The organism is Streptomyces formicae (genome assembly GCF_002556545.1).
Classification (GTDB): Bacteria; Actinomycetota; Actinomycetes; order Streptomycetales; family Streptomycetaceae; genus Streptomyces; species Streptomyces formicae_A.
In genome coordinates this window covers 3,471,826-3,489,032 of record NZ_CP022685.1, presented here as the reverse complement: position 1 = coordinate 3,489,032, position 17,207 = coordinate 3,471,826, and the positions used below count along the sequence as shown (strand labels likewise).

Here is a 17,207-nt window from a genome sequence, read left to right as displayed (position 1 = left end):
CACACCACTCTGCCTCAGCACCCCGACCCCCCACCCGAGGCGCCCGCGCCGGCGAGCGCCTCGGCTCGCAGGCCCGCCGCCCTGCGCAGGGTCGCCACCGCCGGGTCGTCCGGGTCGCCGCTCGTGCCGAGGGCCGCCGAGAGGACCTCGCCGATCGTGGTCAGGCCGCCGAGCTCGCCGCGGATCGAGCGGCCGAGCGAGGTCACCTCGCCCTCCGACCTGGCCCGGTCCCGGCAGTGGAAGGCCAGCTCGCAGGCGGCCAGGCACTCGGGGGCGTACGTCGCGGGGACCGACTCGACCGCCGCCGTCAGCTCCGTGGCGGGGCGGCGCACGTCGAACGTCGTGCCCTCGGGGAGGCCCGCCGCGATGTCCTCGACGCGGGTGAGGCGCTCCAGCTGGCGGCGCGTCACCGAGAGCTGTTTGCGGACGTCGACGGCTGACGCCGTGGCGAAGTTGGAGAAGTCCTTGGGGCAGACGAGCAGGACGTGGTGGCGCACCCGGGGCGGGTGCTCCATGCGCTCGGCGACCCGCTCCAGGGCCAGCGCGTATACCGCCGCCTGCCGCGCGGCCGCGCCCACCTTCGCGGCGTCCGCCGAACCGTCGATCATCGGGAAGGACTTGATCTCGACGACCGTCCAGCCGCCGTCGGGGTGGACGACGACGGCGTCCGGTTCGAGGAAGGCGGGCGTCCCCGCGACGTCCAGGGCCAGCATCGGGTGGTCCAGGAGCGTCCAGCCACCGGACTCCGTGGCCTCGCGCAGCGCGAGCGCGGTGCGGGCCGCGCGGCCCTCGGGGCCCGCCGCCGAGAGGTCGGGCACGGCGGACTCGCCCGGCACCGGCTCGGGCCCGCCGCCCAGGCGCCCGTGCGTGAGGCGCAGCAGCTCCGCGCCGCCGTCGGCCTTGACCCGCGCCTCGAAGGCATTGCCGCGCATGAAGGCGAACTGGGACTGGCCGAAGCCGGAGGGCGAACCGAGCGACTCGGCGAGCGCGGCCTTGTCCACGCCCGCGCCGTCCAGGAGAGCGCGCCGCCCGCACCCGGGATTGGCCGCGAGCGCGGCAAGCGCCCGGGCGTCGAGGGGACGCGGTGGAACGTCGGGGCCGCGCAGCTCAGCGAGCTGCTGCCGGAGCGCCGTCCCCCGCCTCTGCGGGGCTGGTACTCGGCTCGGCGCCGGGGTCGGCACTCTGCTTGCGCTGTCCGGGAATTCGCTCACCTGCCGAAGTCTGGCACCCGGCACTGACAATCGAGGCCCCGGTGGCGGAAGGGGCCGCCGGAGTGCGCGCGAAGAGCGTACGCAGCCGGGTCATCAGGGGGTCGGTGAGGCGTCGCACGGGCCGGACGAGCAGCAGGCCCACGCCCATCACCGCGACGCCCGCGACCGCGTCGAGGAAGTAGTGGTTCGCGGTGCCCATCACGACGATGGTGGTGATCAGCGGGTAGGCGACACCGGCCGCCTTGGTCAGCGGCGTGCGCCCGTACTTCCAGAGCATCACGCCGCACCACAGCGCCCACCCGACGTGCAGGCTGGGCATCGCCGCGTACTGGTTGGTCATGCCGCCGAGCCCGCGCGGCGCGCTCGCCTCGCCGCCCCACCAGCCGTAGTCGCTGTACTGCGCCATGGTGTCGACGAAGCCGTGGCCCGCGCTGAGCAGCCGCGGCGGGCAGGTGGGCAGCAGCGTGAAGCCGATCAGGCCGATCAGGGTGGAGATCATCAGCCACGCGCGTGCCGCGCGGTAGTGCACCGCCCGGCTGCGGAACAGCCAGATCAGGATGGCGGGCGTGACGAGATAGTGCAGCGAGGCGTACCAGAAGTCGGCGGGGACGCCGATCCAGGCGTGCTCGGTGAAGAGACGGTTCAGCGGGTGTTCCGCGTTGAGCCGCAGGGCCTGCTCGAATCTGAGGATCCCGAGACCGTGGTCGACGGCGCTCGCCACGTCGCCCCGGACGACCAGCCGGCCCGCCGAGTACACGGCGTACACCACAACGATCAGCGGCAGCTCCGTGTACCAGCGAAGCCGGTGTTCGGATATGCCTTCGGCGCCCGGCGCGTCGATCTTCGGCATCCGGTCGGTCCCCCACTCGTCTCTGTTCACGCGGCGTACGCCGCCGCATCACCTTACGGCGTACGCGAGGGGCGCCGAGGCGTCCCCCGGTGGTCTTAGACGCAGAGATCGGTGAGTGGGTTGCCAGCCCGGGCGAACGGCTGATCTCGGGTGGGTGATGATGGAGAGGGCGGGCACTCCCTGTCCGTACAAAGCAGTAAAAGTCCACTTGAAGAGGTCCCCCCATGGCACCCCGCATCCTGCTGGCCCGGCACGGACAGACGGAATGGTCACTGTCCGGGAAGCACACGGGCAGGACGGACATCCCGCTCCTCGAAGAGGGCCGCCGCGGCGCGAAGCTCCTGGGCGAGCGGCTGCACCGCGCCCCCTACGACGGCCTGCCCGACGTCGAGGTGCGCACCAGCCCGCTCTCCCGCGCGCGTGAGACGTGCGAGATCGCCGGGTTCGGGGGCCGTGCCACCACCTGGGACGCGCTGATGGAGTTCGACTACGGCGCGTACGACGGGATGACCCCCGCCGACATCCAGGCGGTCCGCCCCGGCTGGTTCATCTGGCGGGACGGCGTTCCCAGGGGCGAGACGCTGGAGCAGGTCGCCGCGCGCGCGGACGAGGTGGTGGCGTGGGCGCGCTCCGCGGACCGGGACGTCCTGGTCTTCGCGCACGGCCACATCCTGCGGGTCATCGGCGCGCGCTGGCTCGGCCTCGGCATCGAGTTCGCCGCCCGCATCCGCCTCAACCCGACGTCCCTCTCCACCCTGGGCTGGGCCTACGGAGAGCCCGCCGTCGAGTCGTGGAACGAGACGGGGCACCTGTCCTGACAGGAGGGGCACTCACCCCACCCGGGGCAGCGAGGCGTGCCGCTCCAGGAAGCCGCTCACGCCGGAGGCCCTGCGGTGCGGAAGCAGCACCCGCGCCGTCGTCGCGAGCATCGACTGGATGCGCGAGGACTGCACCTCGCCGAGGAGCGAAAGGACCCGCAGACCCGCCGTCGCCGCCTCGTCGGGGCGGCCCGCGCGGGCCAGGTCGTCGGCGAGCTCGGCGGTGTAGAGCGCGATGTTCCTGGTGAACTGCGGGGTCTGGGAGGACGCGGTGGCCGCCGCGAGCCGCGCGTGCCTGGCCGCACGCTCCCAGTCGCCGAGCGCCGACCAGCACTGCGCCTCCAGGCCCTCCAGCTCGGCGGGTCCGTAGAAGCTCATCCACTCCGGGTCCCGCTCCGAAGGGCCCCGGTCGAACAGGGCGTGCGCGCGGGTCAGCGACTGCTCGCAGCCCGCCCGGTCGCCGAGCCCCGCCCAGCCGCCCGCCTCGCGCAGCGCGACGAGGGAGAGCAGCCGGTGCGAGCCGAGGTGCCGGGCGGCCCCGGTGGCGGCCTGCGCGGCCCGCACCGCCTCGCGCGGGCGCCCCGCGTCGCGCGCGAGGAAGGCGGAGTTGCAGAAGGCGTGCGCCTCGACGCCGAGGTCGCCGGACATCCGCGCGGTGGCGAGGGCCTCCGCGTAGTGCGAGCGCGCGTCGTCGAAGCGGCCCGAGTCGTGCGCGAGCCAGCCGACGGAGATGGCCAGTTCACCGGCGCCCGCGTGCAGCCGGTCGGAGGTCGACTGCCGGGAGGTGCTCGCGTCGAGCAGGGTGTAGGCGGCTCGCAGCGGGGCGGCCGCGCGCCGGTAGAGGCCGTCGGCCCCGTGCCGGTCGTCGAGCAGCCTGATCCTGCGTACGGCCTCCTCGACCGCGCAGGCGTCGGCCGCGCCGGACCGGCGGCCCCGCGGCCCCGCGGCCTCGGCCCGGCCGCCCAGGGAGAGCCCGATGGGCCCCAGGGCGGCGGCCACGGTGGCCGTGGAGCCGGTCATGAACGCGCGACGTTGCACGTCGCTCTCCTCGTGGATCTGGATCGCGTACGGGTCGCAGGCGCGGGGGTCGGACCCGGTCGGATGGGACTCGTAGAACTGGATCGTGGGCTCTGGCGGGATCGTGGTGTGTGTCAGGGGCGCGCCGGCGGCGTCGCGCGCCCCCTTGCCGCGCACCTGGGAGCGTGGCGCGAACCCCATGTCCGTCAGCGTTCTGCCGGGGAACATGTGCAGGAACACGCGCTCGTAGGCGTAGTTGGGGCAACGGATCTCGCCCGCCTCGACGCGCCCCACGTAGCGCGCGTCGCAGCTGACCCGCTCGCCGATCTCGCGGGCGGCCCGGCGGACCGCCGCGGCGAACTCGCCCGGTGAGCGCGGCCCGCGCAGCTGGCGGAAGACAAGATTCGGTCGCGGGGACGGAGTTGACGATGCCATCGGTGACGACGCCATGGCCGGACCCTCTCGTACGGATCGTGACCCTCTTGGTGCGGATCGTGCCGGAGACCGCGCACGCCCCCGCGCTCCTGGATGCTCGCGTGGCTGCCCCTGTTCCGGCGGAGCACGAACGTACAGGCCCGAAGGGGTCGAGGATGCGGAGTTTGGCTACAAACCGGATATCTCACCCGGGATCCGCCATGAACTGCCATCCTTTGCGGCGGCGTGCCGCAGTGCCTGTTGACGCCGACCCGCGTTGAACCATGCGGAGTGGGAGCAGCGCGGCTTCCACTACTGACGAGGAGGAGGGTTCCCTTGTTGGAGGTCGGCATGGAGAACAGCGTCTTCGGTGCGGTGGGCGGCGCGTCCCCGGCATCACTGACGACAGCACGGCACCGGCCCACCCAAGAAGGCAGTGAACTGCCGGGCCCCGCCGCGTCCTGCGACGACGAATGCTGTGACCTGGTCACGGTCCCGGCCAGGCAGGGGCTCGAAGCGGTCGACATCCTGCGCCGGGGCGCGAACGACACCATCGGACCCGTGCTGCACGACGGGAGCTGCGACACCCTCGGCTTCCTGGTGCCGCCCGGCACGGCCGACGGCTGGGACCTGCCGGGCAGCGCCTGTACGCAGACGTTCGGGCGCGGCATGAGCGCCTACGCGGACCCGGACCCCGGGCCCGTCGTCCCCGATCCGCCCGTCGCGGGCACCGGCTGGCTGCTGCCGCCCGGCGAGGCCGACCCGATCACCGACCCGGCCGTCCTGCGGGCCGCGCTCGGCCAGGCCGCCCGCACGATCGAGGCCGCGGACAACTGCCGCTGAGCGGTCGGGGCAGGTCCCGCAGACCGCTTCGTACGACCGGCTCGTGCGGCCGTCCGCCGCCCTCCCGCACCGCCCTCGCACCGCCGCCGGGCCGCTTCGCCGCCGGGCGTCGATAATGGTCCGATGGCAAGGAACAAGCGGACCCGGGAAGCGCGGGAAGCCGTCGTCGAAAAGGTGGACGGCGGACTCGCCGAGCTCATGCCGGACCGGGACAGGCCGCGCGCCTGGACGCTGCTCGTGGACGGCGCCCCGCAGTCCCACGTCGACCTCGACGACCCCGCGCACCTCGCCTTCGAGTACCAGCGCAGGATCGGCCACATCGCCGACCTCGTCGCCCCGCAGGGCAAACCGATCCACGCCCTGCACCTCGGCGGCGGCGCCTTCACCCTCGCCCGCTACATAGCCGCGACCCGCCCCCGCTCCACCCAGCAGATCGTCGAACGCGACACGGCACTCGTCCAACTCGTCCGCCGCGAACTGCCGTTGGACCCCGGGGCCCGTGTTCGCGTGCGCGCAGTCGACGCCCGCGAAGGGCTCGCGAAGGTCGCGGACGGCTGGGCGGACCTCGTCATCGCCGACGTCTTCAGCGGGGCCCGTACGCCCGCCCACCTCACCAGTACGGAATTCCTCACCGACGTCCGCAGGGTCATCAAGCCCGGTGGGTACTACGCCGCCAACCTCGCCGACGGGCCGCCCCTGGCACATCTGCGCGGCCAGCTCGCCACCGCGGCCGCGCTCTTCCCCGAACTCGCGCTCGTCGCCGACCCCACCGTCCTGCGCGGCAAGCGGTTCGGCAACGCGGTGCTCCTCGGCTCCGACCAGGCACTTCCCGTCGCCGAACTGACCCGGCGCAGCGCGGGCGACCCGCACCCCGGCAGGGTCGAACACGGGCGCGGGCTGCGGGACTTCAGCGGGGGAGCGGCCGCCGTCACCGACGCGAACGCGGTCGCGTCGCCCGCGCCGCCGCCCTCCGTGTTCAGATGACGGCGTACGCCGGTTCCCGGGCGCCTCAGTACGTGTTGACGTCGACCCGCGGCGCGGTGTCGTGCCAGGTGCAGAAGACCGAGACCTTGGCCGCGCCCGCCGTGAACTCCACGCGGATCCACTTGTCCTGCTTCCACGTCTGCACCGACCAGCCCGCCGCGGGGGTGGCCGAGACCAGTGACGCGGAGTCGTCGCCGATGTCGAACACGACCCGGCCGCCCGCGGTGTTGTAGCCCTTCACCGCGTCCGTGCCGCCGGACCGCGTGGGCGGCGGCTCCTTCGGGGTCTTCGTCCCGCTCCCTGACGGTTCGGCGGTGTCCGGGGGCTTCGTCGGTTCCCGGGGCTTCGGGGGCTTGCCCGTGGGGGAGGACGCGGGGCGGTGGGTCGAGGAGGAGAGCGGCTCGGTCCCGCCGTCCGTGCCGTCGTCGCCCGCGAGCGGCAGGGCGCGCGGCGGGTCGTACACGGTGCCCGACATGACCGTGTGGACGCCCCACCAGGACAGCGTGACCGCCGCGCCGGTGGCCAGCGACCAGGCGATTGCGTGTATGAGTCCTCTGCGCATCGCGGGCCATACTGCACCACGCGCCGCACATGTGTCCCGTGGGTGAGCGGACTGCCAGGGGCGACCGGGTTCCCTCGTATGGCGTACGGTGCCGCCCATGGCAAGTGTGCTCGTCGTCGAGGATGACCAGTTCGTACGCTCCGCTCTCATCCGGCACCTGACCGAGGCAACGCACACGGTGCGCAGCGTCGGCACGGCCCTGGAGGCGCTGCGCGAGGTCGCCCATTTCCGCTTTGACGTGGTGATCCTGGACCTCGGTCTGCCCGACCTCGACGGCTCCGAGGCCCTGAAGATGCTGCGCGGCATCACGGACGTCCCCGTGATCATCGCCACCGCGCGGGACGACGAGGCGGAGATCGTCCGCCTCCTGAACGACGGCGCCGACGACTACCTGACCAAGCCCTTCTCCGTGGAGCACCTGTCCGCGCGGATGGCCGCCGTGCTGCGCCGCGCGCGCGTCCCCGCGGGCGACGCGCCGCCCGGCGACGTGCTCAGGGTCGGCGGGCTCGCGATCGACCCGCTGCGGCGCCAGGCCGAACTGGACGGGGCGCGGCTCGACCTCACCCGGCGCGAGTTCGACCTGCTCGCCTTCCTCGCCGGGCGGCCCGGCGTCGTCGTCCCCCGCAAGGAGCTGCTCGCCGAGGTGTGGCAGCAGAGCTACGGGGACGACCAGACCATCGACGTACATCTGTCGTGGCTGCGGCGGAAGTTGGGCGAAACGGCCGCGCGCCCCCGCTATCTGCACACCCTGCGCGGGGTCGGCGTGAAGCTGGAGCCACCGCTGTCGGGGCAACCCCTGTGAGGTGGGCACTCGTCAAGGTGTGCCTGGCCGTCACGACGATGGTCGTGGTGGCCTTCGCGGTACCGCTCGGCCTGGTCGTCAAGGAGATGGCCAGGGACCGCGCCATCTCGAACGCGGAGCGGCACGGTGCCGGCATGGGCCCCACGCTCTCCATCACCACCGACCGCGCGGAGCTCACCCGGGCCGTCGCCACGTCCGAGGCGGGCGGTGACGGGCGGATGGCCGTGTACGTCCCCGCCATCGACGATCAACCCGCCTTCGAGGTCGGCGACCCGCGGGCCGGGGCGCGCGCCGTGGAGGCCACCCGTGAGAAGGGGCGGGCGCAGACCACCGGGGTGCCCGGCGGGTTCGTGGTGCTCCAGCCCACCGTGCTCAGCTCGGGCACGGCCGTCGTGGAGATCTTCGTGCCCGAGGCGGAGATCAGCAACGGGGTGACCACGGCCTGGGTGGTGCTCGCGGGCGTCGGCATCGCGCTCGTCATCGGCTCGGTGGCGGTCGCCGACCGCTTGGGCGTACGCATGGTCCAGCCCGCCAAACGCCTGGTGGGCGCCGCGCACGACCTCGGTGAGGGGAAGCTGGGGGCGCGGGTGCCTGAGGAGGGGCCGACCGAACTGCGCCTGGCCGCGGTGGCGTTCAACGCGATGGCGGACCAGGTCGTCCACCTGCTCGCCAACGAGCGCGAGCTGGCGGCCGACCTCTCCCACCGGCTGCGTACGCCGCTCACCGTCCTGCGGCTCAACGCGGCGTCCCTCGGCGACGGGCCCGCGGCCGAGCAGACCCGTACGGCCGTGGAGACGCTGGAGCGCGAGGTCGACACGATCATCCGCACCGCGCGCGACGCCAAGCCGCAGACCGCGACGGTCGGCCCCGGAGGGGGCTGCGACGCGGCCGAGGTGATCAGGGAGCGGATGGCCTTCTGGTCGGCGCTTGCCGAGGACGAGGGGCGCGAGGTGCGCGTCGCGGGCGTGGAGGCGCCGGTACGGATACCGGTGGCGCGGGCCGAACTCGTCGCCGCGCTGGACGCGTTGCTCGGCAACGTCTTCCGGCACACCGGCGAGGGCACGGCCTTCTCGGTGGACGTGCACAGCGGCGAGGACGCGGTGATCGTCCTCGTCTCCGACGCGGGGGCGGGGATCGCCGACCCCGAGGCGGCGCTGGCCCGCGGGGCGGGTTCGGGGGAGGACGGGTCGACGGGGCTCGGCCTCGACATCGTGCGGCGCCTCGCGGAGTCGACGGGCGGGGACGTGCGGATCGGCAGCTCGGTGCTCGGGGGCACGGAGGTGCGGGTCTGGCTCCAGCGGGATTCTCGCGGGGGCGCGGTGGGGCGGAGGGGTCATCGGGGTGCCTCCGTACGCCGCCGGCGGCGTGCACCGGAGCCGACCTGAACGCCCCGCTCCCGCCTCGATGCTCTTCACCCGCGGGCCCACTGTGGCCGCTCGCGCAGTTCCCCGCGCCCCTTAACAACACCGCCCCGCCCCCACCCGCAAGCGACGGGCCCCGTAAGGGGCGCGGGGAACGGCGCGAGCGACCACGACGGTCCGCGGCCGGGGAGCGGCGGGCGGTTCGTCAGGGGCGCGGGGAACTGCGCGAGCGACCACGACGGTCTGCGGTCGAGGGGCGGCGGGTGGTTCGTAGGGGGCGCGGGGAACTGCGCGAGCAACCACGATGGCCCGCGGTCGAGGGGCGGCGGGCAGCTCGTCAGGGGCGCGGGGAACTGCGCGACCAGCCCCAACGCACCCGCACCTTTAATCCGCCCCGATCCCTCCCTTAAGCGCACCCTAAGATCCCCCACCCGGACCAGAGTTACCCCTTTTGTCACCCGCCACGCGGCTAGCGTGCAGTCGCACCCCCCCCGCCCCCCACCCCCACAAAAGGCAGGCACGCCATGACCCGCACCCACCGCCGCACGGTCCGAACCCGATCCAAGGTCATCGGAGGGCTCCTCGCCGCCTCCCTCGTCGGCGGCGGAGCCTTCTTCCTCTCCGGTACCGCCCTAGCGACCAAGGCCCCGGCCCCGGCCCCGGCCAAGAAGAGCCCGGCCAAAACCGCCAAGGCCAATGCCAAGTTCGCCCCCTTCGTGGACACCTCGCTCGCCCCCGCCTACGACCTCGTCGACACCGCCACGAAGACCGGCGTCAAGGAGTTCAACCTCGCCTTCATCACCTCCGGCACCGGCTGCGAGCCCCTCTGGGGCGGTGTCACCGGGCTGGGTGACGACAAGGTGGCCGCGCAGATCGGCGCCCTGCGCGCCAAGGGCGGGGACGTCCGCGTCTCCTTCGGCGGCGCCGCGGGGGCCGAGCTGGGGCTGAAGTGCGACAGCGCGGCCTCGCTCGCCACGGCGTAAGGCAAGGTCGTCGACGCGTACGAGCTGACCAAGGTCGACTTCGACATCGAGGGCGGTGCCCTGCCGGACATCGCGGCCAACACCCGCCGCGCCCAGGCGATAGCCAGGCTCCAGAAGCAACACCCGGGCCTGGACGTCTCGTTCACGCTCCCCGTGATGCCCGAGGGACTCACCCGGCCCGGCGTCGACCTGCTCGCCAACGCCAAGAAGAACGGCGTGAAGGTCTCCGCCGTCAACATCATGGCGATGGACTACGGGCCCTCCTACAGCGGTGACATGGGCGCGTACGCGACCCAGGCCGCGACCGCCACGCAGAAGCAGCTCAAGGCCGCGCTCGGCCTCACCGGCAAGGCCGCCTGGAAGGCCGTCGCTGTCACGCCGATGATCGGTGTCAACGACGTCGCGACCGAGGTCTTCACGACCGGGGACGCCGCCGAGCTCGTGAAGTTCGCCAAGGCCAAGGGCATCGGTTGGCTGTCGATGTGGTCCTCGACCCGCGACAAGGCGTGCCCCGGCGGCGCCACCAACTCCGCTCAGCCGACGTGCAGTTCGATCGAGCAGCGGCCGCTGGCGTTCACCAAGGCGTTCGCCGCCTACCGGTAGGAGCGGCCCCGGCTCACCCCTTCGACGACTGCCACTCCTGAGCGTAGTCATTGAAGATGCCCCGCAGATGGTGCCCGATCTTCAGGTAGTCGAGGTCGTCCAGGTTGGCCAGCGAGACCCGGACCGACCACTGCGGTCCGTCGAAGCCGCCGCCGTTGAGGAGCACCACGTGGGTCTGTTCGGCGAGGCGGAACAGCGGGTCCACCGGCTCGTAGTTCTTCTCCAGGAAGTCCGCGAAGTCCTTGCCGTGGACGCGCTCCGCCTCCGCCAGCAGGTCGAGTTCGATGTAGTACGCGGCCCGCTTCGGATCGTCGGAGATCTTCATCTGGGCGCCTTCGAGGAGCAGGGCGAGCCGCTGCTGCACGATCGCGCGGATCCGCTCCTTGTACGCCTGGCCCTCCTCCAGCATGTCGAAGAGCGAGAAGAGCGTCATCATCACCTGCTGGGGGAGCGAGAGGCCCGCCGTGTGGTTGAGCGCGACCTGTCGCGAGTCGGCGACCAGGCGGTCGATGAAGCGGATGGACGACGGCTCAAGCGACAGGGTGCCGTAGCGCTTGTCGAGCCGGTCCTTCTCCGCGTCCGGCAGCTCCGCGATCATCGTGTCGATGACGTTGTCGTCGTGCAGGCCGATGACGCCGAGGCGCCAGCCCGTGCAGCCGTAGTGCTTGGAGTAGGAGTACACGAGCAGCGTGTTGCGCGGCAGGTCGGCGGCGATCGAGCGGAAGCCCTCCACGAACGTGCCGTACACGTCGTCGGTGACGAGCAGCAGGTTCGGGTTGTCGGTGGCGACGATGTCCTTGATCTGGTTCGCGACGCGCTGACTGAGCGCCAGGGACGGCGGGTTGGACGGATTGACGATGCAGACCAGCTTCACCGCGGGGTCGGCGAGCTTGGCGACCTCCTCCTCGGGGTAGCGCCACTCGCGCACACCGGTCTCGGTGAACAGGCTCGCCTCGACGTTCACGACGTCGAACTCGTAGGTGTCGAGCTCGGGGATCTCGATGTACGGCGTGAACACCGGCACCATCAGGGCGATCTTGTCGCCCTTCTTCAGGATGCCGTTCTTCATCAGCGAGTCGAAGATGTAGCACATCGCGGCCGTGCCGCCCTCGGTCGCGAACAGCGAGAGGTTGTCCTGCGGCGGCTTCTTGGCGAACATCTCGTCGGCGAGGTAGCCGCGCACGATCCGTTCGGCGTGCGTCAGCATCCGGTCAGGGACGGGGTAGTTGTCGCCGATGGAGCTGTCGGTCAGCTCGTGCACGAACTCGTCCCGGTCGAAGCCGAAGCGCTCGACGGCGTACGCGACGCACTTCTCCAGGAGTTCGATGCCCGGCAGGTCCGGGTGGCGGCGCACGAAGGTGTCGAAGCGCTCCGCCGATCCCTTCTTCTCCGGCATGCCGCCGAGGTCGTCGGCGGTCCACACCCGCCTCGACTCGGAGAGGGCGAAGTAGCCGAGCGCGTAGAAGGCCTCGCGGGGTCCTGTCGCGGTCCAGTTCGGGTTGCCCCGGCCCGCGTTGAGCATCTGCGCGCTCGACTTCTCCTTCTGGCCCGGCTTGTCCTCCTGCACCGCCTGCGCGATCTGGATGAACTTGTCCTTCAGTTCGAAGGGGCTCAGCTGGGCGAAGGACTGGATTTCCTCGCGGGTGAACGTGGTCTTCGGCACGGTGCTTCCTTACGTACGGACGGGGTGGGCGTCAGCGGAGTCAGCGGTGTCAGCGGTCAGTGGTGGAGGAGGACGATGACGGCGCCCCAGATCGTCAGGAGGACGTTGGACACGGCGTACGGGATCGTGTAACCGAGCGTCGGCACCTGGGACTTGGACTCTTCGTTGATGGCGCCGATGGCCGCCGTGGTGGTCTGGCCGCCCGCCAGGACGCCCATCAGGACCGGGAACCGGATCTTCTGGATGTGATGGCCGACGAGGAAGCCGACGATCAGCGGGATCAGGGTGGCGACGGCACCGAAGACGAGGAGACCCCACCCGGCCGTCGAGAGGCCGCTGGTGAAGCTCGGCCCCGCGTTGATGCCGACGACCGCGACGAACAGGCAGAGCCCGAGCGTGTCCATGAACCACTGGGCGCCCGGCGGGACGTTGCCGTACGTCGGGTACTTCCCGCGGATCCAGCCGAAGACGAGGCCCATGATGAGCGCGCCGCCCGAGGTGGAGAGCGAGATCGGCACGCCGCCCGCGGTCAGCGCGGGGATGCCGATGCAGCCGCCGAGGAAGATGCCGAGCCCCACCCAGACCATGTCGGTGGCGAACGACGTCGGCACGGGCTTGCCGATCTCCTTGCCCGCCGGGTCCACCAGGCGCTTGGGTCCGGTCAGGACCAGGGTGTCGCCGCGCTCCACCTTGGTGGCGAGCCGGTAGGGGAACTCGGATCCGGCCCGGTACAGCTTGTCGACGTAGACGCCGACCATGAACGGCTCGGCGCGCAACTCGCCGATCGTCCTGCCCAGTTGGGCCTTCTCGGACGCGACGACGTGCAGGCTCTCGGTCTGGTAGCCGAGCAGTTCGACGTCGTCGGCCTCGCCGCCGATGTGGGTGCGCGCGTCATAGGTGACGAGGTCGCCGCGGATCGCGCTCATCGCCACCACGTCGCCCTCGCGCAGCGCCGTCTCCTGGTCGTGCGGCAGGACCGTGCCCGCGCGCCGCACGCCGGTGATGTAGAGGCGGCGGCCCAGCTGTCTCTGCTGGTTCTCGAAGTCGTCGATGGTGCGGCCCACGATGTCGGGCCGCTCCACCTTGTAGGCGCGCAGGACGACCTCGTAGTAGCCCTCGCTCAGGTCGGGGTTGTCGGCCGGGGCGTCCAACTCCTTGGCGAGCGCGAGGGATTCGGCCGCCAGGTCCCTGCGGTAGAGCCGGGGCAGCACGTTCGCGAGGAGCATCGCGCACAGGATCGTGCCGAGCGGATAGCAGACGGCGTACCCGATGGCGACGAGGTTCTCCTGCTCCTTCATCTCGCCCGACGAGAGGCCCGGCAGGTTGCCGATGGCGTCCTGGGCGACGCCGATCACGGCGGACTGGGTGAGCGCGCCGCCGAGCAGCCCCGCCGAGAGCCCGGGACCGTAGCCGAGCATGGCCGCGAAGCCCCAGCAGACGAGCAGGCCCGTCACACAGACCACGACGGCGTTGACGACCTGCGGCAGCCCGTCCTTGCGCAGCCCGCGGAAGAACTGCGGGCCGACCTTGTAACCGAGGGCGAACAGGAACATCGTGAAGAAGAGGTTCTTCACGGTCCCGTCGATCGTCACCTTGAACTGCGCGCCGAGCAGCAGGCCCATCACGAGGCAGCCGGTGACGGCGCCGAGCGCGATGGCCTTGTAGCGGACCTTGCCGACGAGGAAGCCGAGCGCCACCGTGATGAAGACGAGCAGCTCGGGATGGGGCTGGAAGACGTTCCGGTTGAGGAAGTCGATCATTGCTCACGCTCCCAGTACGCCGACGAGGATCGGCCCGGTCAGAGGCAGCAGAAAGTTGGAGAGCGCGTACGTGATCGTGTAGCCGAGCATCGGGACGGAACTCTGGGCCACCTGGGTGACCGAGGTGATCGCGGGCGTCGAGCACTGCTGGCCCGCGATGGCACCGATGAGCAGTGGCTTCTCGATCTTCAGGAGCTTGTGCCCGATGACCAGGGAGAGCGTCGCGGGTACGAGGACCATGGCGATCCCCGCGAAGGGCAGCAGCGCCCCGTACTCCTTGAGCAGGGGCCAGGCCTGGGGCCCCGACACCAGGCCCGTACAGGCGATGAAGACCGCCAGGCCCATGTCCTTGATGGTCCCCGCGGCCTGCGGCGGGAAGGCCCCGAAGGTCTGCTTGCGGGAGCGGAACCAGCCGAAGAGCAGCCCGGAGATCAGACAGCCGCCGCCGGTGCCGAGCGACAGGGGGACGTCGCCGAACTTCACCACGGCCTGCCCGAGCAGCGAGCCCGCCGCGATGCCGAGACCCAGGTAGATGAAGTCGGTGGCGTCGTTCTTGACGACCGCGCCGATCTTCGCGACCAGCTTGTTCAGCCCTGAGCGGGCGCCCACGAGGGTGAGCACGTCGCCGCGGTGCAGGGCGGTGTCGGCGGTGGCGGGCAGGTGCTGGTCGCCGCGGAGCACGTCGGTGACGTACACGCCGTCCTTGATGAACTCGGGGTGCGCCTGCTGGAGCTGGTCGACGGTCCTGCCCTCGGTGGCCTTGTCGGTCACGGCCACCTGGCTGGTCGCCAGCGGGGTGTCGACGCCGGGGATGCCGGGCGTCTCGGGGCCGATGAGGCGGCCCGCCTCGATGACGTTGGAGCGGCGGCCGACCAGCAGGACCAGGTCGGAGAGGGTCAGTTCGAGGCCGGGCGCGGGGGTGAGGAGCTTGCTGCCGCGCTTCACGGCCTCCACGGTGATCCGCCCGTCGAGCTCGGTCTCCAGGGCGCCGACGGTCCTGCCGTCGCCCGCCGTCACCAGATAGGTGCGGCCGACCATGCCGGGCAGCGCCTGGCGCTCGTCGGCCTCCAGGCCGCCGCCCCCGCGCATCTTCTCCCACAGCTCGCGCGAGGCGTCCCTGAGGTTGATGCGCAGCATCATCGGCATGATCTGGCTGGTGTAGATCACGATGGTGATCAGGCCGAAGAGGTAGCAGACGGTGTACGCGGTGGCGACGTGCCCCTGGTACTCGGTGATCTGCGCCTGGGTGAGGTCACCGAGCTTGGCGATGGACTCGGTGGCCGTGCCGACCACGGCGGACTCGGTGGCGGCCCCGGCCAGGATGCCGGAGGCGGTGCCCACGTCCAGGTCGAACGCCTTGGCCAGGCCGAACGCGATGGCCAGGACGCAGACCAGTTCGATTCCACAGAGCGCGAAGAAGCGCAGGCTCCTGCGGTTGAGGTTGGCGAAGAACTGGGGCCCCGCCATATAGCCGAGCGCGAAGATGAAGAGCGCGAAGAAGATCGTTTTGACGTCGTTGGAGACGGTGACCTCGGTCCAGGCGCCGAGCAGCAGCGAGACGATCAGCGTGCCGCAGATGCCGCCCAGGGTGATGGGCCCGACGCGCAGCTTGCCCACCAGGTAGCCGAGGGCGAGGCAGAGGAAGAGCACCAGCTCGGGATGGTCTCGGAGGACTCCCATGGGCACTCACCGTGCCCGTTCTGCGGCGGAGCGTATGGAATGCGACATATCCGCAAAATAGGGAGCCGAGTGGACCCCTGCCACTCGGCTCCGCCCGCCGCTGCGCCCTGCGGCTCAGTCTGCCGCGGACTCCCCGGGCAGCTCCCCGGACGCGGCGACCTTCGCGTACCAGTGGGCACTGGACTTCGGGGTCCTGACCTGCGTCGCGTAGTCCACGTGGACCGCGCCGAAGCGTTTGCTGTAGCCGTACGCCCATTCGAAGTTGTCCAGGAGCGACCAGAGGTAGTAGCCGCGGACGTCGGCGCCCGCCACGATCGCCTCGTGCACGGCGGCGAGGTGCCCGTGCAGATAGCGGATGCGCTCGGGGTCGTGGACCTGGCCGCCCGCGCCGGGCCTGTCGTCGTAGGCCGCGCCGTTCTCCGTCACGTAGAGCGGAACCCCGGGGGCCTGAGCGGTGTACTCAAGGAGAAGGTCCTTCAGCCCGGTCGGGTCCACCGGCCAGTCCATGGCGGTGAGCTCACCGGGCGCGCGGTGGAAGGAGACGTGGTCGTCGGCGCCCGGCCAGGGGGAGTGCGCGCTCGCTCCGTGCCCGTCAGGGCGCGGAGCACCGGAACCGTCGGCCTCGTCGCGTGCGGCGGCCGACACGACAGCGGGGGAGTAGTAGTTGATGCCGAGGAAGTCGATGGGCTGGTGGGCCGTGCGCAGATCGCCCTCCTGGACGAAGGCCCAGTCCGTGATGCGCGCGGTGTCCGCGAGCAGATCGTCGTCGTACACACCGCGCAGCATCGGCCCGGTGAAGACGCGGTTGGCCAGCGCGTCGATCCGGCGCCGCGCGTCCCGGTCGGCGGCGGAGGGGGTCAGGGGGCGTACGGCGCTCGGGTTGAGACTGACCCCGATCCGCGCCCGCGCGGGCAGCCGCTCGCGCAGCGCCTGGACGCCGAGGCCGTGCGCGAGGTTGAGGTGGTGAGCCGCGCGCAGGGCGGCCACCGGATCGGTGCGGCCCGGGGCGTGCACCCCCGAGCCGTAGCCGAGGAAGGCGCTGCACCAGGGCTCGTTGAGCGTCGACCACATCTCCACGCGGTCCCCGAGCGCGTCGGCGACGATCCCCGCGTACTCCGCGAAGCGGTGCGCGGTGTCCCGCTCGGGCCAGCCCCCGCCCGCCGAGGAACCGCTGGGGAAGGCGTCCTCCAGTTCCTGCGGCAGGTCCCAGTGGTAGAGCGTGACCATCGGCCGGATGCCGTGCGCGAGCAGCTCGTCCACGAGCGCCCGGTAGAAGTCGAGCCCCCGCTGCACGGCGGGCCCGCGCCCGGTGGGCTGCACCCGCGACCAGGAGACCGAGAAGCGGTAGGCGGACAGGCCCAGGTCCGCCATGAGCCGCACGTCCTCGCGCCACCGGTGGTAGTGGTCGACGGCGACGTCCCCCGTGTCCCCACCGAGCACCTTGCCCGGCGTATGGCTGAACGTGTCCCAGATGGAGGGGGTGCGGCCGTCCTCCCGCGCGGCCCCCTCGATCTGGTACGCGGCGGTCGCCGCACCCCACAGGAAACCGGCGGGGAAGATCGAGTTCACGGTGGACGAAGACATAGGAGCGCTCCCATGAGTCGTACGGAAAGGGGGAGTTGACGGGGCGGTGCGGCGCGGAGGCGCGGGGCGGGG

13 protein-coding genes and 1 pseudogene are annotated in these 17,207 nt (G+C 71.8%); 6 read left to right on the top strand and 8 right to left on the bottom strand.

Going from position 1 to position 17,207, the window contains the following annotated elements:
• Window positions 1–14 precede the first annotated feature (14 nt).
• Together KY5_RS14910 and KY5_RS14905 are read right to left on the bottom strand one after the other, a co-directional pair.
• On the bottom strand, window positions 15–1,181 hold the full coding sequence (locus KY5_RS14910) for a hypothetical protein (protein WP_098242712.1): 1,167 nt from the start codon (window positions 1,179–1,181) through the stop codon (window positions 15–17).
• A complete protein-coding gene (locus KY5_RS14905) occupies window positions 1,108–2,061 on the bottom strand; it encodes a phosphatase PAP2 family protein (RefSeq protein ID WP_098242711.1) in 954 nt (317 codons plus the stop codon). Before KY5_RS14905 ends, KY5_RS14910 begins: the two co-directional genes overlap by 74 nt.
• A gap of 224 nt (window positions 2,062–2,285) precedes the next feature.
• Between KY5_RS14905 and KY5_RS14900 the strand changes: the two genes are divergently transcribed.
• Window positions 2,286–2,879: a histidine phosphatase family protein gene (locus KY5_RS14900; RefSeq protein WP_098242710.1), complete on the top strand. Its 594-nt coding sequence runs from the start codon at window positions 2,286–2,288 to the stop codon at window positions 2,877–2,879.
• A gap of 12 nt (window positions 2,880–2,891) precedes the next feature.
• On the opposite strand, the gene KY5_RS14895 is transcribed toward KY5_RS14900, so the two are convergent.
• Window positions 2,892–4,346 (bottom strand): transcriptional regulator, encoded by a 1,455-nt coding sequence (locus tag KY5_RS14895; protein WP_098242709.1) that lies wholly within the window; start codon window positions 4,344–4,346, stop codon window positions 2,892–2,894.
• Window positions 4,347–4,661: 315 nt separating this feature from the next.
• Here KY5_RS14895 and KY5_RS14890 point away from each other — a divergent pair, with 315 nt between their 5' ends.
• Window positions 4,662–5,153, top strand: a complete 492-nt coding sequence (locus KY5_RS14890) for a hypothetical protein (protein WP_098247260.1) — start codon at window positions 4,662–4,664, stop codon at window positions 5,151–5,153.
• A 123-nt stretch (window positions 5,154–5,276) separates the two neighbouring features.
• A complete protein-coding gene (locus tag KY5_RS14885; protein WP_098242708.1) occupies window positions 5,277–6,137 on the top strand; it encodes a spermidine synthase in 861 nt (286 codons plus the stop codon).
• A gap of 25 nt (window positions 6,138–6,162) precedes the next feature.
• Here the strand turns inward: KY5_RS14885 and KY5_RS14880 are convergent, their stop codons facing one another.
• Window positions 6,163–6,699 carry a hypothetical protein gene (locus tag KY5_RS14880; protein WP_098242707.1) on the bottom strand — a complete coding sequence of 179 codons (537 nt, stop codon included), beginning with the start codon at window positions 6,697–6,699 and terminating at the stop codon, window positions 6,163–6,165.
• A gap of 97 nt (window positions 6,700–6,796) precedes the next feature.
• Between KY5_RS14880 and KY5_RS14875 the strand changes: the two genes are divergently transcribed.
• The 3 genes and pseudogenes from KY5_RS14875 to KY5_RS14865 form a co-directional block, all read left to right on the top strand.
• The gene (locus tag KY5_RS14875) at window positions 6,797–7,501 is read left to right on the top strand and encodes a response regulator transcription factor (RefSeq protein WP_098242706.1); all 705 of its coding nucleotides are present in this window, start codon (window positions 6,797–6,799) and stop codon (window positions 7,499–7,501) included.
• Window positions 7,498–8,886: a sensor histidine kinase gene (locus KY5_RS14870; protein WP_098242705.1), complete on the top strand. Its 1,389-nt coding sequence runs from the start codon at window positions 7,498–7,500 to the stop codon at window positions 8,884–8,886. The genes KY5_RS14875 and KY5_RS14870 overlap by 4 nt, the downstream gene beginning before the upstream one ends.
• A gap of 519 nt (window positions 8,887–9,405) precedes the next feature.
• Window positions 9,406–10,448: pseudogene (locus tag KY5_RS14865) on the top strand (chitinase); the annotation flags it as partial.
• 13 nt (window positions 10,449–10,461) lie between these two features.
• Here the strand turns inward: KY5_RS14865 and KY5_RS14860 are convergent.
• The 4 genes from KY5_RS14860 to KY5_RS14845 all read right to left on the bottom strand — a co-directional run bounded on the left by KY5_RS14860 (window position 10,462) and on the right by KY5_RS14845 (window position 17,135).
• Window positions 10,462–12,111: a bifunctional aspartate transaminase/aspartate 4-decarboxylase gene (locus KY5_RS14860; protein ID WP_098242704.1), complete on the bottom strand. Its 1,650-nt coding sequence runs from the start codon at window positions 12,109–12,111 to the stop codon at window positions 10,462–10,464.
• Window positions 12,112–12,167: 56 nt separating this feature from the next.
• Window positions 12,168–13,871 (bottom strand): aspartate-alanine antiporter, encoded by a 1,704-nt coding sequence (gene aspT / locus KY5_RS14855; RefSeq protein ID WP_098242703.1) that lies wholly within the window; start codon window positions 13,869–13,871, stop codon window positions 12,168–12,170.
• A gap of 3 nt (window positions 13,872–13,874) precedes the next feature.
• The gene (aspT, locus tag KY5_RS14850; RefSeq protein WP_098242702.1) at window positions 13,875–15,551 is read right to left on the bottom strand and encodes an aspartate-alanine antiporter; all 1,677 of its coding nucleotides are present in this window, start codon (window positions 15,549–15,551) and stop codon (window positions 13,875–13,877) included.
• 114 nt (window positions 15,552–15,665) lie between these two features.
• Window positions 15,666–17,135 carry a glycoside hydrolase family 1 protein gene (locus KY5_RS14845; protein ID WP_098242701.1) on the bottom strand — a complete coding sequence of 490 codons (1,470 nt, stop codon included), beginning with the start codon at window positions 17,133–17,135 and terminating at the stop codon, window positions 15,666–15,668.
• Window positions 17,136–17,207: the final 72 nt, after the last annotated feature.

Excerpts from the sequence above, each read along its gene's own strand:
- KY5_RS14905 (WP_098242711.1), bottom strand. The coding sequence starts at position 2,061 with ATGCCGAAGATCGACGCGCCGGGCGCCGAAGGCATATCCGAACACCGG.
- KY5_RS14900 (WP_098242710.1), top strand. The coding sequence starts at position 2,286 with ATGGCACCCCGCATCCTGCTGGCCCGGCACGGACAGACGGAATGGTCA.
- KY5_RS14895 (WP_098242709.1), bottom strand. The coding sequence starts at position 4,346 with ATGGCGTCGTCACCGATGGCATCGTCAACTCCGTCCCCGCGACCGAAT.
- KY5_RS14890 (WP_098247260.1), top strand. The coding sequence starts at position 4,662 with ATGGAGAACAGCGTCTTCGGTGCGGTGGGCGGCGCGTCCCCGGCATCA.
- KY5_RS14885 (WP_098242708.1), top strand. The coding sequence starts at position 5,277 with ATGGCAAGGAACAAGCGGACCCGGGAAGCGCGGGAAGCCGTCGTCGAA.
- KY5_RS14880 (WP_098242707.1), bottom strand. The coding sequence starts at position 6,699 with ATGCGCAGAGGACTCATACACGCAATCGCCTGGTCGCTGGCCACCGGC.
- KY5_RS14875 (WP_098242706.1), top strand. The coding sequence starts at position 6,797 with ATGGCAAGTGTGCTCGTCGTCGAGGATGACCAGTTCGTACGCTCCGCT.
- aspT (WP_098242703.1), bottom strand. The coding sequence starts at position 13,871 with ATGATCGACTTCCTCAACCGGAACGTCTTCCAGCCCCATCCCGAGCTG.
- aspT (WP_098242702.1), bottom strand. The coding sequence starts at position 15,551 with ATGGGAGTCCTCCGAGACCATCCCGAGCTGGTGCTCTTCCTCTGCCTC.
- KY5_RS14845 (WP_098242701.1), bottom strand. The coding sequence starts at position 17,135 with ATGTCTTCGTCCACCGTGAACTCGATCTTCCCCGCCGGTTTCCTGTGG.